The following is an 18,733-nucleotide window of genomic DNA, read 5'->3' on the forward strand; positions in this document are numbered from 1 at the left end:
TTATACGACAGGTTTGACCCAAAAAGTGCCAACTTCGGCGCGAACGACAGTCACTTCGCTGCCAGCAGCAATGGGTTGTTCGCTTTTTAGTTTCCATTGAATGCCAGAGTAACTATGGGTGCTCAATCCTTGTCTATCAATAGGGTGTTGGGTAAAAAAGGTGATGCCAACAAAATCACTATGAACATTTTTCTGCTCAGTTGTGTTTTGTAACCGCTGTAAAGGTTTCCATAATACGAGCGCAAGCACCGCACTAAGCAGGGCTGTGGTCAATAAGATCCAGCTAAGCTGATCAGGCACAATCGTAAGCCAGATTAAAATGCCATTAATAATGAGCGCAAGGCCGATAAAAAACAAAATAAAAGTGGCAAAACCTAAAATGCCAACCTCAATTGCTAATAAGATGATGCCTAGCGCAATGAGCGCCTCGGCACTGTAGTTAGATAGGTTTTCTATCATGTGGGTGTTTTCCGGTTAAGCGTATTAATGATGCTGGTTGCTTGAGCAACAATGTTGGCTGCTTCAGTGCCGTTATCTGGTAATAATACTATGCTGGACTCTTTTGCAATAGCTTGTTTGGCTTCGATTGCTTTACTGGCCAAATCGAGCTGCACGGCTTTTTGGCCTTCTTCGGTTGCAGCACTTTTACCTACGACAGTTAATGCTTGTGCTTGTGCATCGGCAACTGCCATAATCGCGGATGCTTCACCTTGTGCAGCCAGTACTTGTTCTTGTTTTTCGGCTTCAGCGGCCAATACGCGGGCTTGTTTTTGACCTTCGGCAATATTGATTGCCGCTTGTTTTTCACCTTCTGATTCTAAAATTTTGGCGCGCCGTTCGCGTTCAGCTTTCATCTGGGATTCCATTGCATCCATAATAGTAGCAGGGGGTGTGATATCTTTTATCTCGTATCTGAGTACCGCCACCCCCCAAGATTCGGATGCTTGGTTAATGGATTCTACAATTTTGCTATTCAGCATATCCCGCTCTTCAAAAGTTTTGTCTAAATCTATTTTACCTATTTCGGAGCGCATGGTGGTTTGAGCTAATTGGGTCACGGCAAATACATAATCTTCAACACCATAGGTGGCTTTGTATGGATCTAGCACTCTAAAATAAAGCACACCATCAACGGTTAGTGAGATATTGTCTTTGGTAATAGCAGCTTGGCTAGGTACATCAAAAGCCTGCTCTTTAAGTGAGCGGTCGGCTGCAACACGGTCAACAAAAGGGATAATAAAGTTCATGCCTGCTTCACGGGTTGACTGGTATTTGCCAAATCGTTCAATGATCCAAGCACGGTTTTGTGGGACAAATTTGATAGATGATTTTAAAACCACCAATACCAAAACAAAAAGCGCAAACTGCACGCTAATAATGTAATTTAACAGCTGATCCATAAGTAAGTTCCTTTGTTAGGGGCTACTTTATTATGGATCAGTTTTATCAGCAGTGTTATTCCTGCTCAGTTAATTTTTTTGTTTCAGTCGGTTCGTCTTGCAGGCGAGCTTCTAAATCAGACATTTTTTGTTCTAAATCGGCTAATTTTTCTCGGGTACGCATCAGTACTCTGGTTTGCACATCAAATTCTTCACGAGTCACCAAATCAAGCTGAGACAATTTATTTTGCAAAATTTGTTTGGTTTTGCTTTCCATATCATCGGCGAATTGGCGCACACCAGGCGGCAATGATTCATTGATTTGTCTGGCAATTTCTTCAAGTTTTTTGGGGTTTATCATAATTTGTCTTCTGTTCTCTAAACTGACTGGCAGCAAGTATAGCCATTATATTATCTGATTACGACTGGGATGCAATTGAGGTTCAAGTTTAACTTTATTATTGCGTTTTTTTAATGGCAAAAAAAATATTAAATAAATTAAAAATTATTTTGAACTAAAGCGAATGCTTGCTGGTCTTTATTAATGTGTTTTATGTGTTCCTGTTGTATCTCCCTTGTACACCGCCGTTGGTTTCCTTCGGCGGTTTTTTTTTGCCTATTACACCCAGCCCATGTTTATATTGTTAGCGCGAATAAAAAATTTAAAAAAATAGCAAATAATTAGGAACTAAAGTGCAATGGCTTGAGTCTTTATTAATGTGTTTTACATGTGTTCTTGTTGTATCTCCCTTGTACACCGCCGTTGGTTTCCTTCGGCGGTTTTTTTTATTCTGCGTCTAATATTTTTATTGCAGCGGCCGCCGCAGCGGTTCGGTTTTCAACAGCTAACTTTTTAAATACCATTTCTAAATGTTTATTGACCGTTCGCGGGCTCATTGACAATATTTGCGAGATTTCCCAATTTGTTTTGGCATGTGATAGCCAGAATAAAACTTCCGCCTCGCGTTTTGTTATTGGCAAAGCGGCTTGCAGCAGCTCAGCGGTCGGCGCTGGTTTATGTTTGCTTAAGCGCAATAAAAAATGATCTTGCTCTTGGCGTTCATAGTGTAAGGTGAGCTGTGGTTGGCTGTTAGATAATACCAGAGGCTGCTGATGGCCGCTTTGCAGCCAGCTATCTATCTCTGTTTTTAAGTGCTGCCAAATATCGGCTTGTTGTGCAAAAGAGTTAGAGATGAGTTCGTACACTTGCGGCGTTGCCCAGGCCATTTCGCCCGATTTGTCTACGCTAAATACGTTTTTACCCGCATGATCTAGCGCATTTTGCGCACTGCGAGCCAAACGAGCAGTGCTTAGATGTGCTTTAATACGGGCCAATACTTCATCTGGCGCAATAGGTTTAGTGACATAATCTACGCCGCCGGCATTAAAGCCTCTGACCACATCGTCTGAATCTGTTAGCCCCGTCATAAAAATCACAGGTACATTGGGCAGCATTTTTTTAAACTGTCGGCAGGTTTCAAAGCCATCCATATTGGGCATAACCGCGTCCATTAAAACAATTTCAGGGGTTACTTTTTCTGCAATCGATAAGGCTTGTGTTCCATCTAAAGCCACCAACGCCGTATAACCTGCTTGGTTAAGCGCTACATTTAACATACCCAAAGATTCGGGCGAGTCGTCGACAACCAGTACTATATTATCCATTGTTCGCTTCAATTTTATTGTGTATAAATTGACAGATTTTTTGAAAATGACAGCGTTTGCTCAATTCTAATAACTGCTGATGATCGTCCTCTGAGATTTTATTTGCCTGAACATATGTTTCTAATGCTTCACTAAACCCTGATAAATAGCCAATCTCTGCAGGGGACAATAAATTTTGCCAGTCGTCATTCAACATCTTTTCAGCCACCGCTCGCTGCTCAGGTTTATCTGGCATTGCGGGCGGCTGGATTTTTTTATTTTCTTCAATGTATTGATACATCCACTCTAAGTTGAGTTGCTGACCAATTTTTATTAATAAGGTATCTAGATTAATAGGTTTTGCAAGATAATCGTCGTGATAGCGAGCATTTTGCTCAGTGTTTTGCGTTTCTCGTGCATTGGCCGAAATCATAATAATCGGCATTATGTGTTTATCTTGACGAATTTTTTCGGCTAATTGCCAACCACTCATTTGTGGCATCATGATATCCATTAAAATGAGATCAACCGATTGTTTGGCGACTATATCAAGTGCTTGCATAGGATCGGCCGCCAAACTTAAATTAAAACCCAACGGGGAAAGAATATCTTCCATTAACCTGCGCTGGTTTGGATCATCGTCAACAACCAAAATATTGCGGCGATCCCCATCATAGGCAATTGCACGGGCCGGTTGGTAGTCATTTTCTTTGGTAAAATTAAACACCCCAGGCAACATCAGACTGAGTTTAAAAGCGCTGCCTTGACCTAATTGGCTGCGTAAACTAATTTCACCGCCCATGAGTTCAGCTAATGACTTAGAAATAGTTAAACCTAACCCTGTGCCTTTAATCGCTCGGTTTTTATCACTCTGCACACGTTCAAAGGGTTTAAAAATATTTTTTTGATCTGTCTCGCTGATGCCAAGTCCAGTGTCTTTAATTATAAAGTGCGCAACTTCATTGCGGTAATTAACTTCTAAGGTGACTTTGCCTTGTTCAGTGAACTTGATGGCATTAGATAATAAATTAATCAGTATTTGGCGAAACCTTTGTTTGTCTATGGTGACAGTTTCTGGCAAACGCTGACAAGGTTTGTATTCAAAGTCTATATCTTTATTGCGAGCCTGCATGCTAAACATGTCTACTAGTTGATCTAAAAAGGTATGTATTTGCAGCGTATCTTTTTGCAAATGCATGCGACCTGCTTCAATTTTAGATATCTCTAACAAACCTTCTATTAAATCAGCTAAATGTTCGCCGTTACGCTTCATGATAGCAATAGACTCACGTTGCCGGCTAGGAATTGCATTGTCTTGGTTTAACAGTTGTGCATAACCCAAAATAACGTTTAGCGGCGTTCTTAACTCATGGCTTAAACCCGTTAAATATCGGCTTTTTGCTTGGTTGGCTGACTCGGCCGCCTCTTTTGCTTTTTGCAGTGCTTGAAAGGTATTCTGGTGCGCTTGAATTTCACTTTCGAGGATACGAGTTTGTACCCGCAGCTCTTTTAACGCTAAGCGGTTACTGCTGCGTGCTAAAATAAACAACCAGCTGACAATGCCAATGATGATCAGCAATAAAAAGAATATTTTAATCAGAGTTAGCCCAAATACGCGTTTTAGATCGGGTTCATAAGCGGGTATTTGCAGGTAAATTAAAAACAAGATAGCAGCCCCAATAAGGCTTAATAATAAGGTTACACCAATAAATTGGGCCGGTGGTGAGCTTAATTTTTTTAATAATCGAGTGGTTAAAAAGCGCTTAAAAAACTGCTGTGCTTGGGCAAATAAAGTTGCCTCTTCGCGGCAAACATCACCACATCTAACATCCAAACTACAACATAATGAGCAAATGGCACGGCCATAAGCAGGACAAAAAGTCATGTCTTCGCTATCAAATTCATTTTCACAGATATGGCAAGTATGATGGGCTTGAATATGTAGGTCGTATTGCTGTTTGTTTTTGACCAGATAATAACGGCCTTTTGTCCACCAGCCGATCACAGGCACGGTTAAAAAAGGTAAAAAAAACGCCAAATAAGAGGCCGCTGCTTGCGCATATTCACCGTACCAGCCAAAATGTGCGGTAAAGCCGATAACTGACGCAATTAACATAGAGCCGACACCAACAGGGTTAACGTCATACAAATGAGAACGCTTAAACTCTATGCCCTTAGGGCTTATGCCTAAAGGTTTGTTAATTACTAAATCGGCAGTCACCGAACTTAACCAAGCTAAAACAAACACCGAATAAACTTGCAGCATACTTTCAATGGTTTGGTAAATACCAAGTTCCATTAGTAATAAGGCGATCGCAACATTAAATAACATCCAGACAACCCGCCCAGGGTGGCTATGGGTGACCCTGGAAAAAAAGTTTGACCAAGCCAGTGAACCCGCATAGGCATTGGCAAGATTGATTTTTAATTGCGATATCACAACAAAAGCGGCGGCTAATACAATGGCCAAGGTTTCGTTACTAAACACATAACCAAACGCGACCATATACATGTGCGCTGGATCATCGGCGACATTTGCCGGTAATCCTTGTTTTAGCGCAAGCCAAGCCAAGAAAGAGCCTAAAAAGAGTTTACCGGCACCAAAAAAAATCCAACCTGGACCTGCAATAATTAACGAGAACCACCACTGTAATTTTTTTTCTTTGGGTTTTTCTGGTAAAAAGCGTAAAAAATCAACTTGCTCACCAATTTGTGCGACCATGGCTAATAGCACAGCACTGGCTGCACCAAATAACAAAAAGTTAAAACTTTGCCCGCTTGCACCCGCTTCGCCAGTAAAGTTAAACCACTCGGTAAATTGATTATCAGGATGACTAAAAACGTAAATCAGCGGAACTATCTGTAACAGGATCCAAAGCGGCTGGGTAATGACTTGAAAGCGGCTAATATTGGTAATGCCGTGCGTGACCAAGGGGATCACAACCAGCGCGCTGATAACATAACCCACAGCAAGCGGGATGCCAAAAAGCAGCTGCAATGCCATTGACATAATGGCAGCTTCGAGGGCAAAAAAGATAAAGGTGAATGAAGCATAAATAAGCGAAGCTATGGTTGAGCCTATGTAGCCAAACCCGGCACCACGGCTTAATAAATCTATGTCTACGCCATAACGAGCAGCGTAATAACTAATGGGTAAACCACTAAAAAATATCACTAGGGCAACGGCTAAAATGGCCCACGCGGCATTAACAAAACCGTAGTTTAACGTGATTGCACCGCCAATGGCTTCTAACACCAAAAACGACACTGTGCCTAATGCCGTGGTAGCAATCCAGCCCGGTGACCAACGGCGAGCCCGTCGAGCGGTGAAGCGCAGGGCAAAGTCTTCCATCATTTCGTTTGCAACAAGCTTATTGTAAGTGCGGCGGGTAAAACGAATTTTGGGGTTGGAATGCATTGCTTAAACCTATTTTTTTTCTCGCGCGCAAGTTTACCGTTCACACTGGGTTTTGTATATGCGTATAAATGCGTAGATCGGTTTTTAAAACTTAAAATATATATAAATCATGAATTTACATGATTTATACGTCATTCTACGTAGATCCTATAGCTGTTTTACGAATATTAACCCTTGCCAAATAGCGCAATACTAAGTCTCGCTGAAAACACAGATACACACTTAAAAACAACAAATACAGGATGACAACCATGAAAGTAGCAAAACTTAAAAGTTTGACCACAGCCGTACTGATGGCGACCTCTGTTGCAGCACCAGCTGCGTTAGCGGCAGACGATTTTCAATTGTCAGATAAGCTTGCGGTAACTGGTTTTATTGATATGTCGTATGTTTATACCGATTTCGACGGTGCTGATTCGGTTTCGTCATCCAGCTTAGACCAATTTGAAATTGACCTCTTATATAGCTTTAGCGACAAGTTAAATGCTCAGGTTGATCTTGAATACAAAGATTCTTATGGCGCAGTTGATTTAGAACAAGCATTTTTCACTTATGACTTAACTGACGAATTTATGGTAAAAGCCGGTCGATTTTTAAGTTATTCAGGTTGGGAAACTGAAGAGCCAACCGGTTTATTCCAGTATTCAGGAACTGGTTACGCCCCTTATTTTTATGGTTATTACCAACAAGGTGTTTCTGGTTTATATAGCACAGACACATTTTCTGCCGCACTTTCAATTGTAAACAGTCCTTATAATCCAGAAGACAGTGACAGCGAAAACCCAGGCTACGAAATTATGTTGGCACTAACACCCACTGATTCAATCACGGTTAAAGGTTTTTATTTAGAAGATGGCGATACCAATACCGCGAATTTCTGGGCGGCCTATTCTGAAGGTCCATTAACCTTGGCGGCTGAATACAACCTGGGTGATTACGCAGGCGGTGGTGAAGGTTCTGGTTATTTATTAATGGGTAACTATGCCTTTGATAATGCCGGTATTACGTTGCGTTACCACGATTTTGAAATTGAAGATGCAGCAGGCAACGTGGTTGACGACGGTAGCGCCATTACCATCTCACCAAGCTATACCGTGAGCGAAAACTTATTAATGGTATTTGAATACCGTATGGACGACAGCGATACCAATGGCGATAGCGATACTATCGCAGTTGAGGCTTTAATCACTTTTTAATTTAAACCAGCTTAATCAATCATAGGCACTCAATGGCGGGTGCCAATTTTGAACAAATACAAAAGGATAGACAGATGAAACTGAAAAAACTCATTGCAGCCGGCACTATTGTCGCAAGTGGTTTAATGACTTCTATGACGTACGCCGCCGAAACCATTAAAGTTGGCGTATTGCACTCGTTATCAGGCACTATGGCAATCTCTGAAACCACATTAAAAGATACCGTATTAATGATGATTGAAGAGCAAAACAAAAAAGGCGGCTTATTAGGTAAAAAATTAGAACCTGTGGTTGTTGACCCAGCATCTAACTGGCCTTTATTTGCTGAAAAAACACGAGAGCTTTTATCAAAAGATAAAGTGGATGTTATTTTTGGTTGTTGGACTTCGGTTTCTCGTAAATCTGTTTTGCCGGTTGTTGAAGAATTAAACGGTTTACTCTTTTATCCCGTTCAGTACGAAGGCGAAGAATCTTCGCGCAACGTATTTTACACAGGTGCTGCGCCAAATCAGCAAGCCATTCCAGCGGTTGATTATTTAATGAATGATATCGGTGCAGAGCGTTGGGTATTGTTAGGTACTGACTATGTTTATCCGCGTACTACCAACAAAATTTTAGAAGCTTATTTAAAAGCTAATGGGGTTGCCGATAAAGACATCATGATTAACTACACCCCATTTGGTCATTCAGATTGGCAAAGCATTGTTTCAGAAGTTAAAAAGTTTGGCTCTGCAGGCAAAAAGACAGCGGTTGTTTCAACCATTAACGGTGATGCAAACGTACCATTTTACAAAGAGTTAGGTAACCAGGGCATCTCTGCTGAAGATATTCCGGTGGTTGCATTTTCGGTTGGTGAAGAAGAGCTTTCTGGTTTTGATACAACGCCACTGGTTGGTCACTTAGCCGCTTGGAACTACTTCCAAAGTGTTGAAAGCGACGCCAACGAAGAATTTATTGCCACATGGCGCGAATTTATTGGTGACGAAAAACGTGTAACCAATGACCCAATGGAAGCGACTTATATCGGCTTTAAAATGTGGGCCAAAGCAGTTGAAAAAGCCGGTACAACTAACGTAGATGAAGTTGAGCAAGCCATGATAGGTATTACCGTGCCTAACTTAACGGGCGGTACTGCAGTGATGAATAGCAACCACCATTTATCTAAGCCGGTATTAATTGGCGAGATTCAAGACAATGGTCAATTAGAAGTGGTTTGGGAAACTGCTGGTACTGTTATTGGTGATGCTTGGTCTGACTACTTAGATAGCTCTAAAAACCTGATTTCAGATTGGACCAAACCAGTTAACTGCGGCAACTTTGACATTAAAACTGCCAAATGTTCTGGCCAGCAATTTTAAGCAAAACAAAAATAAATAATTAAAAAACTCCCAAATAGTATCTTGTCTGTTTAAGTTCAGACGTACACAGGCAAGATGCTTCCCAACAATGTAAAACACAAAGTTGAAGGAATATCGCAATGGTGCGCAGATTCTGTTTTATTTTAACTTTGCTGATGATGGTAGTGTGCCGACCTGCGTTTGCAGCAGACGAGGTAGATAGCCTGATAAATCAGCTTCCGCACAAAACACTCCGCAATATTACTCCGCTATTGGATCAAATTGCCGGCCACAAAGATGAAAAAGTTCGTTTTGTTTTAACCGAAATTTTAAATGGCGACCTCTATTACCTTAAATCAAACAGACAGGTGGTTAGTGTACGCAAAAGTGATTCTGGAGACTATAAGTTAACTGACGTACTTAGCCTAAGTGTATTAACTCAGGACGGCAAACCTAGCATTAAAAAGATCCGTACGAGTAATCGAATTCGTAGCCATATCCGCGGTTTGTTAGCGCAAATCGACCTAACTCACGATAGCAAAGCCGTTCGTTTAGCCGCGGTACAAGAAATTTTAGAAAACATAGATGAAGATACAGTTGCGCTGATTAAAAAGCATCAAAGCAACGAACAGGATTCAGAGATTAAAGAATTAATGGCAACCGCTGTTGCTTTGTATCAACTAAATGAAGGGGCCGCTAAAGAAAAAATTGCAGCGGTAACAGCACTTAAAGAAAGTTTGCAGCCTGAAGTTCGTAATGCGATGCAGGTGCAATTAAACCGCTTAGCTGAAATAGAAAAAACTGAATTAACTAAAGATGACCGCGCGCTACAAAAAGCATTAACCAGTGCGGTAGACAGCATTAAACAAAAGCGTAAGTTTTATGAGTTTATCGAAAACTTATTTTTTGGTTTAAGTTTAGGCTCGGTACTGTTATTGGCCGCGATAGGTTTGGCGATCACCTTTGGGGTGATGGGCGTTATTAACATGGCGCATGGTGAGATGATCATGTTGGGTGCTTATACCACTTATGTGATCCAGCAAATGTTTCCGCAGTGGATAGACTATTCGTTATTTATTGCCATTCCTGCTGCTTTTATTGTATCTGGCAGCGTGGGTATTTTAATTGAACGCGGCGTTATCCGCTTTTTAAAAGGTCGTCCATTAGAAACCTTATTAGCAACCTTTGGTATCAGCCTCATTTTACAACAAGTTGTACGCAGCGTATTTTCACCGTTAAACCGCACCGTAGCTGCCCCTGAATGGATGAGTGGATCGTGGCAAATTAACCCTATTTTTTCGTTAACCTTTAATAGGTTGTACATTATTTTATTTGCTTTAGCGGTATTTTTTGCATTGCTTGCGTTTATGAAGCGCTCTTCACTGGGTTTGCACGTACGCGCTGTCGCGCAAAACCGAGAAATGGCGCGCGCATTAAGTGTACGTAGTGACCGAGTGGATGCCATCACCTTTGGGTTAGGTTCGGGCATTGCAGGCATCGCGGGTGTGGTACTGAGCCAGTTAACCAACGTAGGTCCTAACTTAGGTCAGTCTTATATTATTGATTCATTCTTAGTGGTTGTATTTGGTGGTGTAGGTAACCTGTGGGGTACGCTCGTAGCGGCCATGTCGCTCGGCACTATTAATAAATTCTTAGAGCCCGTCACTGGATCTGTGTTGGCCACTATCATAGTGCTCGTTGGCTTAGTATTGTTTATTCAAAAACGCCCTAAAGGTCTGTTTCCACAAAAAGGGAGAGCAGCAGAATGATGTTAGACAAATTAAAAAAGCTGGGTAGTTTACCCGTGGTTGTGGGCTGCTTATTTATCTCGACCCTTTATGTGGCTATCTGTAACCTGGCCTTCCCAGAAGGCTCTGCACTGCATGTAAGCACGTATACGGTTACCTTGTTTGGTAAATACTTGTGTTACGCCTTGTTAGCATTAGCCGTTGATTTAGTTTGGGGTTACTGCGGTATTTTAAGTTTGGGTCATGGTGCATTTTTTGCCTTGGGCGGTTACGCCATGGGCATGTATTTAATGCGCCAGATAGGTGATCGCGGCGTTTATGGTAACCCTGAGCTGCCTGACTTTATGGTGTTTTTAAACTGGGATAGCTTGCCTTGGTATTGGGCCGGTACTGACAGTTTTATCTGGACCCTATTTTTAGTATTAGCTGGGCCTGGTTTATTGGCATACATTTTTGGCTCTATGGCATTTCGCTCGCGAGTCAGTGGGGTGTATTTATCAATTATGACGCAGGCGATGACCTACGCGCTATTATTGGCCTTTTTCCGCAACGAGATGGGTTTTGGTGGCAACAATGGTTTAACCGATTTTAAAGACATTTTAGGGTTTTCTTTGCAGTCTGATACCACTCGGGTAGTGCTGTTTGCGGTCACTGCGACTTTTTTAGCGTTAGGGTTTGCGCTGTGCCACTTTATTGTGAACTCAAAAATGGGCCGCGTGGTCACTGCCATTCGCGACTCAGAAAATCGAGTACGTTTTATCGGTTACAAGCCAGAGCATTATAAAGTTTGGATTTTTGTTGTATCGGCGATGTTAGCTGGGGTAGCGGGTGCCTTATATGTACCTCAGGTAGGTATTATTAACCCAGGCGAATTTTCACCCCTAAACTCAATTGAAATTGTTGTTTGGGTAGCTATTGGCGGACGCGGCTCTTTATACGGTGCCATTATTGGTGCGCTGGTGGTCAGTTACGCTAAAACCCGATTTACTGCAATCATGCCAGAAGCCTGGTTATATGCGCTGGGTGGTTTGTTTGTGCTGGTGACCTTGTTATTACCTAAAGGTTTAGCCGGTTTCGTGCCGCAACTTATCGAAAAATATAAACAAAATAAAACAGATAAAAAACCACAGGAGGTACAGTCATGATGAATAAAGCCGGTTCTCCTTTGTTGGCTGAAGACAATATCAGCCCGGATACACGTCACGGTGTCATCCTATATGTTGAAGATGTGAGTGTGAGTTTTGATGGCTTTAAAGCGCTGAATGACCTAAGCCTGTATATCAATGACGGTGAACTTAGATGTTTAATCGGCGCCAATGGTGCCGGTAAAACCACATTAATGGATGTGATCACCGGAAAAACCAAACCTGATGTCGGTAATGTTAGTTTTGGTCAACAAGTGAATTTGTTAGGGATGGACGAAACCGAAATTGCGCGCGCTGGTATCGGTCGTAAATTTCAAAAACCAACTGTGTTTGAAATGCTAACGGTTTTTGAAAACCTAGAGCTGAGCTTAAAAGGTGATAAAGGCATATGGACGAATTTATTTCATAAATTGTCCGGTGAGCAAAAAGATAAAATTGATAAAATTTTAACCACAGTGGGGCTTAAAAAAGAGTGTTATCAACAAGCGGGTGCACTCTCTCACGGTCAAAAACAGTGGTTAGAAATTGGCATGTTATTAGCCGCTGAGCCTAGATTATTACTGGTGGATGAACCAGTAGCTGGCATGACTGGGCAAGAAACCGAGCGCACCGCCGAGTTATTAACCTCGCTAGCGGGCGAGCATTCGGTGGTTGTGGTTGAGCACGATATGGCCTTTGTGCGCTCAATTGCGCGTAAGGTCACCGTATTACACCAAGGCAGTGTATTAGCCGAAGGCAGCATGTCAGAAATTCAATCAAACCCTGAAGTGGTTCGGGTTTATTTAGGTGAAGAGACGGGGGCGTAATGATAGAGCTTAAAAATGTAAACCAAAAATATGGTGGTACTCAGATCTTATGGGATCTTAACATGACCATAGAAAAAGGCTCGCGCACCTGTATTATGGGCCGTAATGGTGTTGGTAAAACGACACTCTTAAAATGTATTATGGGCATGTTACCGATAAAATCGGGCAGCTTGGTGATTAATGGGGTGGATGCGGTTAAAAAATCAGTTGAAAACCGCCCTGAAATTGGTGTCGGTTATGTTCCGCAAGGCCGCCACATTTTTGGCCAGCTAACAGTAGAAGAAAACTTGAAAGTGAGCTTAAACTGTAAACGCCAACCCAGTAAAACCATACCAGAACATGTGTTTGAGTTGTTTCCTGTACTTAAAGAAATGCTGCACAGACGCGGCGGCGATTTATCGGGCGGCCAACAGCAGCAACTCGCTATTGCCCGCGCTTTGGTGGTAAATCCAGACATTTTAATTTTGGATGAACCCAATGAAGGTATACAGCCAAATGTGGTGCAATTAATTCGTGATGTTTTATTAAAACTCAACAAAGAGCAGGGCATGACCATAGTCTTAGTTGAGCAAAAATTGCCTTTTGCACGCGCTGTCGGTGAAAATTTTCACTTGATGGAAAAAGGTGAGGTGGTAGCATCAGGCGCCATGCAAGAACTAACCGACGAACTGGTTGGCCAATATTTAGCGGTATAAGTATGACAAAAAACTGGCTAGCTCAACTTGAGCTCAGCTTTAAAAAAACGCCAGTGGGCACCCGATTAGCTCAGGTTAAACGGGACGGTCCGCTGTCGGTACAAAAAGCATTTTATCCTGAAGGGCCCGATGTGGCCCATGTTTATTTATTGCACCCGCCTGCCGGCATAGTGTCGGGTGATAAATTATATATTACCGGTCAAGTGGAAGCGGGCGCACACGCATTATTAACAACGCCTGGCGCAAATCGGTTTTATAAAGCAAGAGACTTAAGCGATGATGATGCGCGCAAGCAATTGCAGCATACCCACTTTGATTTAGCCAAAGATGCAGTACTTGAGTATTTACCTCAAGAAACTTTAATTTATCCCAATGCAGATGCAATTAACCAGTTAACCGTAAAACTGGCGGCCAACAGCATTTATTTAGGCTGGGAAGTACTGTCACTGGGTTTACCTGTGGTTGATAAACCTTTTGCAGACGGTCGTTTAGTGCAGCAAACTCAAGTGTATATTAATGGTCAGCTAAAATTGCATGATAGATTAAATATAAACCCAGAAAACCAAATTATGCAGCAACTGGCGGGTTTAAATCAGCAGCCGGTGTTAGGCACTTTTGTGATTGCCAGTAGTGCTCAGCAAAATGACGTATTGGCGTTAGAAGAAAACTTGTGCAACCATTTACAACAACTAGAGCTTGCTGAGCAGTTTAGTTTAACGCGTTTAGATGAGATTATTTTGGTCCGTTATTTAGGTGCAAAAACCTCAGACTGCAAAGATGTTTTTAGCCAATTATGGCATATTGCCAGAGCCACTTTGTGCCAGCGCGAAGCCAGCGCTCCTCGTATCTGGTTAACCTAAAAGGAAACCGTTATGGATTTATTACCCAAAGAAAAAGACAAACTGCTTATTTTTACTGCGGCGCTGTTAGCAGAGCGACGCTTAAAGCGTGGGGTAAAACTTAATTACCCAGAAGCTATGGCATATATCACAATGGAAATAATGGAAGGTGCCCGTGATGGCCGCACTGTAGCCGAATTAATGGATTATGGCCGCACTTTGTTAACGCGTGACCAAGTCATGGATGGGATTGCTGAGTTGATCCCAGAAGTGCAGGTAGAGGCCACTTTTCCCGACGGCACTAAGTTAGTGACCGTTCACAACCCAATTGTATAAGGAAAGCGCTATGATCCCCGGAGAAATAAAAAGCCCGGCTGGGCACCATGAGCTGAACGTTGGCCGCCAAAAAATAACAGTTGAGGTGGTTAACGCAGGTGACCGTCCTATTCAGGTTGGCTCGCACTATCATTTTTACGAAACGAATCCAGCGCTAAAATTTGAGCGCGAAAAAACCAAAGGCTATCGCTTAGATATAACCGCCGGTACCGCAGTGCGTTTTGAGCCGGGCCAGCAGCGCGAAGTGACTTTAGTGGCATACGTGGGCCGCCGAAGAATATATGGTTTTCGGGGTGATGTGATGGGAGATTTAGACTAATGGCTTCAATTGATAAACACGCATATGCACATATGTTTGGCCCAACTGTGGGTGATAAAGTACGTTTAGGCGATACCGAGCTATGGATTTCACCAGAAAAAGACTATACCACCTATGGTGAAGAGGTAAAATTTGGTGGCGGTAAAGTGATCCGTGACGGCATGGGGCAAAGCCAAGCAACCAGTGCCGAAACCGTTGATTTAGTGATCACCAATGCGCTGATCTTAGATCACTGGGGCATAGTTAAAGCCGATATTGGCATTAAAGATGGCCGCATTGCTAAAATTGGTAAAGCGGGCAACCCAGATATTCAAGACAATATCGACATCGAAGTGGGTCCAGGCACCGAAGTTATTGCCGGCGAAGGCCAAATTATTACCGCCGGTGGCATAGATGCGCACATTCACTTTATTTGCCCTCAGCAGGTAGACGAAGCGCTGATGTCTGGCGTGACCACCATGATAGGCGGTGGCACAGGCCCTGCGACCGGCACCAACGCAACCACTTGTACCTCGGGCCCTTGGTATATTCATAAAATGCTGCAGGCGACGGATGACTTGCCAATGAATTTTGGCTTTTTAGGTAAAGGCAACGCCAGCTTACCCGATGCGCTAGTGGAGCAGATTGAAGCCGGCGTTTGCGGCTTAAAATTGCACGAAGATTGGGGTACTACGCCGCAAGCAATAGATAACTGTTTAGATGTTGCTGAGCAATACGATGTGCAAATAGCCATTCATACCGATACTTTAAACGAATCTGGTTTTGTCGAAGACACCTTAGGTGCATTTAAAGGCCGCACCATTCATACCTACCATACCGAAGGGGCGGGTGGTGGTCACTCGCCAGATATTATTGTTGCGTGCGGGCATGAAAATGTGTTGCCGTCTTCAACCAATCCTACTCGTCCGTACACCATTAATACGATAGACGAGCATTTAGATATGTTGATGGTTTGCCATCATTTAGATCCCTCTATTCCTGAAGACATCGCTTTTGCCGATTCGCGTATTCGTAAAGAAAGTATCGCTGCTGAAGATATCATGCACGATATTGGCGCGATTAGCATGATAGCGTCCGACTCACAAGCCATGGGTCGGGTCGGCGAAATGATTTGCCGTACTTGGCAAACCGCTCATAAAATGAAAGTACAACGTGGCCCACTGGCACCAGATAACGAAGAAAATGATAACTTTAGAGCTAAGCGTTATGTTGCCAAATATACAATAAATCCGGCGATCAGCCATGGTATTAGCCACGAAGTTGGCTCAATTGAAGTAGGTAAGCTAGCCGATTTAGTGTTATGGAAACCGGCATTTTTTGGTATTAAACCTGCCATGATCCTAAAAAGTGGATTTATTGCAGCCGCGCCAATGGGCGATGCAAATGCCTCTATTCCAACGCCGCAGCCAGTATATTACCGACCTATGTTTGGTTCGCTGGGCAAGGCGACAGGGCAAACATGCATGACCTTTTTATCGCAAGCCGCGGTGGACAAACAAGTGCCAGAAAAAATTGGCATTAAACGTTTAATTGGCGTGTGTAAAAACACCCGCAATATCGGCAAAAAAGACATGATCCACAACGGCGAAACGCCAGAGGTTAAAGTTGATCCACAAACTTATGAAGTGACCGCCGACGGTGTTTTATTAACCTGTGAACCCGCCACCGAATTACCGCTGGCACAAAGATATAGTTTATTTTAAAGAGAGCAGCATGTTACAAGCGTATCAAAGACTTTCGCACGTTCATCAAGCGGTGAACGATAGCATCACTTTAGACCATGGCACGCGGCAAAAAGCACGCATTAAAAGTCGTACCGATAGTGGCCACGAAATTGGCATTTTTGTTGAGCGTGGGCACCCGTTAAAGGTTGGCGAAGTATTAAAAACCGAATGTGGTCAGCTAATAGAAGTAAAAGGTGCCGCCGAGCCGGTGATAACGGCCAGCAGTGACGATTGGCTAACGTTTAGCAAAGTTTGTTATCACCTTGGCAACCGTCATACCGTGTTGCAAGTGGGCGAGCGCTGGTTAAGGTTTAAACCCGATCATGTATTAACTGAACTATGTGAAATGTATGGTTTAACCATTAGTGACAAAGAGGCTGTGTTTGAGCCCGAAAGCGGCGCGTACGGCAGTCATAAAGGGCATAGCCATGCCCACTAATGGCAGTGCTGATATATTACAATTAAGCCGCTTGTTACAACTGTGCAGCCCAGCGCTGCCGGTCGGGGGCTTTTCGTTTTCGTTGGGGCTAGAATACGCAGTTGATGCGGCTTGGGTGACGGATGATAAAAGCTGTGCTGATTGGGTACTTGCCGTGATGCAAAACTCTGTGGTGGCCTCAGATCTGGTTATAATTAGAGAAACAATAAAAGCCATAGAAGCGGACGATAAAGCACAATTTATTTATTTAAATCAGTTGTCTATCGCCCTACGAGAAAGCAAAGAATTAAAGTTAGGTGAAGTGGCAATGGGCCAAGCCATGCTGCGTTTATTAAACAACCAACCGCAAGCTAACTGCCGGTGGCTGGAATATTTGCAACAAGCCGATGAAGCCAGCTTTGCTTGTGCGTTTGCGCTGTGTGCACAGCGCTGGCAAATTAGTTTAAATAACGCACTGGCAGGTTTTTTATGGACATTTTTAGAAAACCAAATCGCGGCCGCCACCAAATTGGTGCCGTTAGGCCAAACCCAAGCGCAAAACTTACTGTTTGAGTTGTCGCATCAGATCTCGCCCTGTGTTGAAAAAAGTTTAACAATAGCTTTGCAAGACGCGGGCGACAGCATGCCTAACCAAGTTATGGCAGCAGCAAAACACGAACAACAATATTCAAGGCTGTTTAGGTCTTAACCGTTTTAACTGGAGTACAAATGAAAAAACAAACTTTACGAATTGGTGTCGGCGGCCCGGTCGGCTCGGGTAAAACGGCGTTATTGCGCGAACTATGCGCAGCCCTGCGTGAAAAATACAATATGGCAGTGGTAACCAACGACATTTATACCCGTGAAGATGCCGAGTTTTTAACTCGCCATAGTGCGTTAGAGCCTGATCGCATTTTAGGGGTAGAAACCGGTGGTTGCCCGCATACCGCGATCCGTGAAGATGCCTCAATGAACTTAGCTGCGATTGACGAACTGCAAAAGCGCCACGGCCAACTCGATTTTGTTTTGGTTGAAAGCGGCGGCGACAATTTATCCGCCACTTTTAGTCCAGAACTGTCTGATTTAACAATTTATGTGATTGATGTGTCGGCAGGTGATAAAATACCTCGTAAAGGCGGTCCAGGTATTACTAAATCAGACCTATTAATTATTAATAAAATTGATATTGCAGAGTATGTTGGCGCTTCGTTAGAAGTGATGGACAGAGACGCCAAAAAAATGCGTGGTGATAAACCATTTTTATTCACCAACATTAAAGCGCAGCAAGGGCTTAAAGAAATTATCAAATTTATTGAAGAAGAAGGTATGCTTACGGTATCCGCCAGTTAACTTAAGCAAATTAGCACAATTAGAGGGCAATTTATGAAAACAGTATTATTTATGCTAGTCGCATTTTTTTCGACTCAAGCAATGGCACACCCAGATCATCATTTAAGCGACAATGCACACGCATTTTATCACGCCGCATTTTGGATTGTTTTTGCAGCCGTTGTTTTTAAAGGCATTAGCTGGTGGCGTAGCCGCAAAAGCCGCAAGCAAGACTAATACAATAAGATAAATCATTCGTTAAATAAAAAAGCCAGCTTTATGCTGGCTTTTTTGTTGCAAAATTGTTTTTTTGTTTATCATTTATTTTTTTTTGTTGTTTTCTGCGTTTGGCGTTTTTGTGTAATTAACGGCATGCGCTTTTTAAGTTGTTACAAAGATC

Annotated in this window: 19 protein-coding genes; 14 read left to right on the forward strand and 5 right to left on the reverse strand. The window is 42.8% G+C overall.

Translation table 11 applies throughout. The features are described from left to right. The 5 genes from C727_RS0103050 to C727_RS0103070 all read right to left on the reverse strand — a co-directional run bounded on the left by C727_RS0103050 (position 1) and on the right by C727_RS0103070 (position 6,441). Positions 1 to 459, reverse strand: a complete 459-nt coding sequence (locus C727_RS0103050) for an NfeD family protein (protein WP_017444159.1) — start codon at positions 457 to 459, stop codon at positions 1 to 3. Then, positions 456 to 1,400, reverse strand: a complete 945-nt coding sequence (locus C727_RS0103055; RefSeq protein ID WP_017444160.1) for an SPFH domain-containing protein — start codon at positions 1,398 to 1,400, stop codon at positions 456 to 458. Before C727_RS0103055 ends, C727_RS0103050 begins: the two co-directional genes overlap by 4 nt. A 55-nt stretch (positions 1,401 to 1,455) precedes the next feature. Further along, positions 1,456 to 1,740 (reverse strand): ubiquinone biosynthesis accessory factor UbiK, encoded by a 285-nt coding sequence (gene ubiK / locus C727_RS0103060; RefSeq protein ID WP_017444161.1) that lies wholly within the window; start codon positions 1,738 to 1,740, stop codon positions 1,456 to 1,458. Positions 1,741 to 2,165: 425 nt separating this feature from the next. Continuing rightward, positions 2,166 to 3,044 (reverse strand): DNA-binding response regulator, encoded by an 879-nt coding sequence (locus tag C727_RS0103065; protein ID WP_017444162.1) that lies wholly within the window; start codon positions 3,042 to 3,044, stop codon positions 2,166 to 2,168. Continuing rightward, positions 3,037 to 6,441: a hybrid sensor histidine kinase/response regulator gene (locus tag C727_RS0103070; RefSeq protein ID WP_017444163.1), complete on the reverse strand. Its 3,405-nt coding sequence runs from the start codon at positions 6,439 to 6,441 to the stop codon at positions 3,037 to 3,039. Before C727_RS0103070 ends, C727_RS0103065 begins: the two co-directional genes overlap by 8 nt. Before the next feature lie 251 nt (positions 6,442 to 6,692). On the opposite strand from C727_RS0103070, the gene C727_RS0103075 reads away from it, so the two are divergent. The 14 genes from C727_RS0103075 to C727_RS0103140 all read left to right on the forward strand — a co-directional run bounded on the left by C727_RS0103075 (position 6,693) and on the right by C727_RS0103140 (position 18,570). Further along, positions 6,693 to 7,637, forward strand: a complete 945-nt coding sequence (locus tag C727_RS0103075) for an outer membrane beta-barrel protein (RefSeq protein ID WP_017444164.1) — start codon at positions 6,693 to 6,695, stop codon at positions 7,635 to 7,637. A 74-nt stretch (positions 7,638 to 7,711) separates the two neighbouring features. Next, positions 7,712 to 8,995, forward strand: coding sequence for an urea ABC transporter substrate-binding protein (urtA, locus tag C727_RS0103080; protein ID WP_026052528.1), 1,284 nt, complete (start codon positions 7,712 to 7,714; stop codon positions 8,993 to 8,995). A gap of 119 nt (positions 8,996 to 9,114) precedes the next feature. Continuing rightward, positions 9,115 to 10,743 carry an urea ABC transporter permease subunit UrtB gene (gene urtB / locus C727_RS0103085; protein WP_017444166.1) on the forward strand — a complete coding sequence of 543 codons (1,629 nt, stop codon included), beginning with the start codon at positions 9,115 to 9,117 and terminating at the stop codon, positions 10,741 to 10,743. Further along, the gene (gene urtC, locus C727_RS17855) at positions 10,743 to 11,867 is read left to right on the forward strand and encodes an urea ABC transporter permease subunit UrtC (protein ID WP_017444167.1); all 1,125 of its coding nucleotides are present in this window, start codon (positions 10,743 to 10,745) and stop codon (positions 11,865 to 11,867) included. Before urtB ends, urtC begins: the two co-directional genes overlap by 1 nt. After that, positions 11,864 to 12,673: an urea ABC transporter ATP-binding protein UrtD gene (gene urtD, locus C727_RS0103095; protein ID WP_017444168.1), complete on the forward strand. Its 810-nt coding sequence runs from the start codon at positions 11,864 to 11,866 to the stop codon at positions 12,671 to 12,673. Before urtC ends, urtD begins: the two co-directional genes overlap by 4 nt. Then, positions 12,673 to 13,368 carry an urea ABC transporter ATP-binding subunit UrtE gene (gene urtE, locus C727_RS0103100; protein WP_017444169.1) on the forward strand — a complete coding sequence of 232 codons (696 nt, stop codon included), beginning with the start codon at positions 12,673 to 12,675 and terminating at the stop codon, positions 13,366 to 13,368. Before urtD ends, urtE begins: the two co-directional genes overlap by 1 nt. Positions 13,369 to 13,370: 2 nt before the next feature. Continuing rightward, positions 13,371 to 14,228, forward strand: a complete 858-nt coding sequence (locus C727_RS0103105; RefSeq protein ID WP_017444170.1) for an urease accessory protein UreD — start codon at positions 13,371 to 13,373, stop codon at positions 14,226 to 14,228. Between the two features lie 12 nt (positions 14,229 to 14,240). Then, positions 14,241 to 14,543: an urease subunit gamma gene (gene ureA / locus C727_RS0103110; protein ID WP_017444171.1), complete on the forward strand. Its 303-nt coding sequence runs from the start codon at positions 14,241 to 14,243 to the stop codon at positions 14,541 to 14,543. 10 nt (positions 14,544 to 14,553) lie between these two features. Continuing rightward, positions 14,554 to 14,862: an urease subunit beta gene (locus C727_RS0103115; protein ID WP_017444172.1), complete on the forward strand. Its 309-nt coding sequence runs from the start codon at positions 14,554 to 14,556 to the stop codon at positions 14,860 to 14,862. Continuing rightward, positions 14,862 to 16,565 (forward strand): urease subunit alpha, encoded by a 1,704-nt coding sequence (ureC, locus tag C727_RS0103120; protein ID WP_017444173.1) that lies wholly within the window; start codon positions 14,862 to 14,864, stop codon positions 16,563 to 16,565. The genes C727_RS0103115 and ureC overlap by 1 nt, the downstream gene beginning before the upstream one ends. A gap of 10 nt (positions 16,566 to 16,575) precedes the next feature. Next, positions 16,576 to 17,025 (forward strand): urease accessory protein UreE, encoded by a 450-nt coding sequence (gene ureE, locus C727_RS0103125; RefSeq protein WP_017444174.1) that lies wholly within the window; start codon positions 16,576 to 16,578, stop codon positions 17,023 to 17,025. Further along, the gene (locus C727_RS0103130; RefSeq protein ID WP_237742281.1) at positions 16,970 to 17,713 is read left to right on the forward strand and encodes an urease accessory protein UreF; all 744 of its coding nucleotides are present in this window, start codon (positions 16,970 to 16,972) and stop codon (positions 17,711 to 17,713) included. Before ureE ends, C727_RS0103130 begins: the two co-directional genes overlap by 56 nt. A 20-nt stretch (positions 17,714 to 17,733) precedes the next feature. After that, positions 17,734 to 18,354 (forward strand): urease accessory protein UreG, encoded by a 621-nt coding sequence (gene ureG / locus C727_RS0103135; RefSeq protein WP_017444176.1) that lies wholly within the window; start codon positions 17,734 to 17,736, stop codon positions 18,352 to 18,354. Between the two features lie 33 nt (positions 18,355 to 18,387). Further along, entirely contained in the window at positions 18,388 to 18,570 is a 183-nt protein-coding gene (locus C727_RS0103140) for a hypothetical protein (protein ID WP_017444177.1), read from the forward strand. Positions 18,571 to 18,733: the final 163 nt, after the last annotated feature.

This window comes from Gayadomonas joobiniege G7 (assembly GCF_000300815.1).
Lineage (GTDB): Bacteria > Pseudomonadota > Gammaproteobacteria > Enterobacterales > Alteromonadaceae > Catenovulum > Catenovulum joobiniege.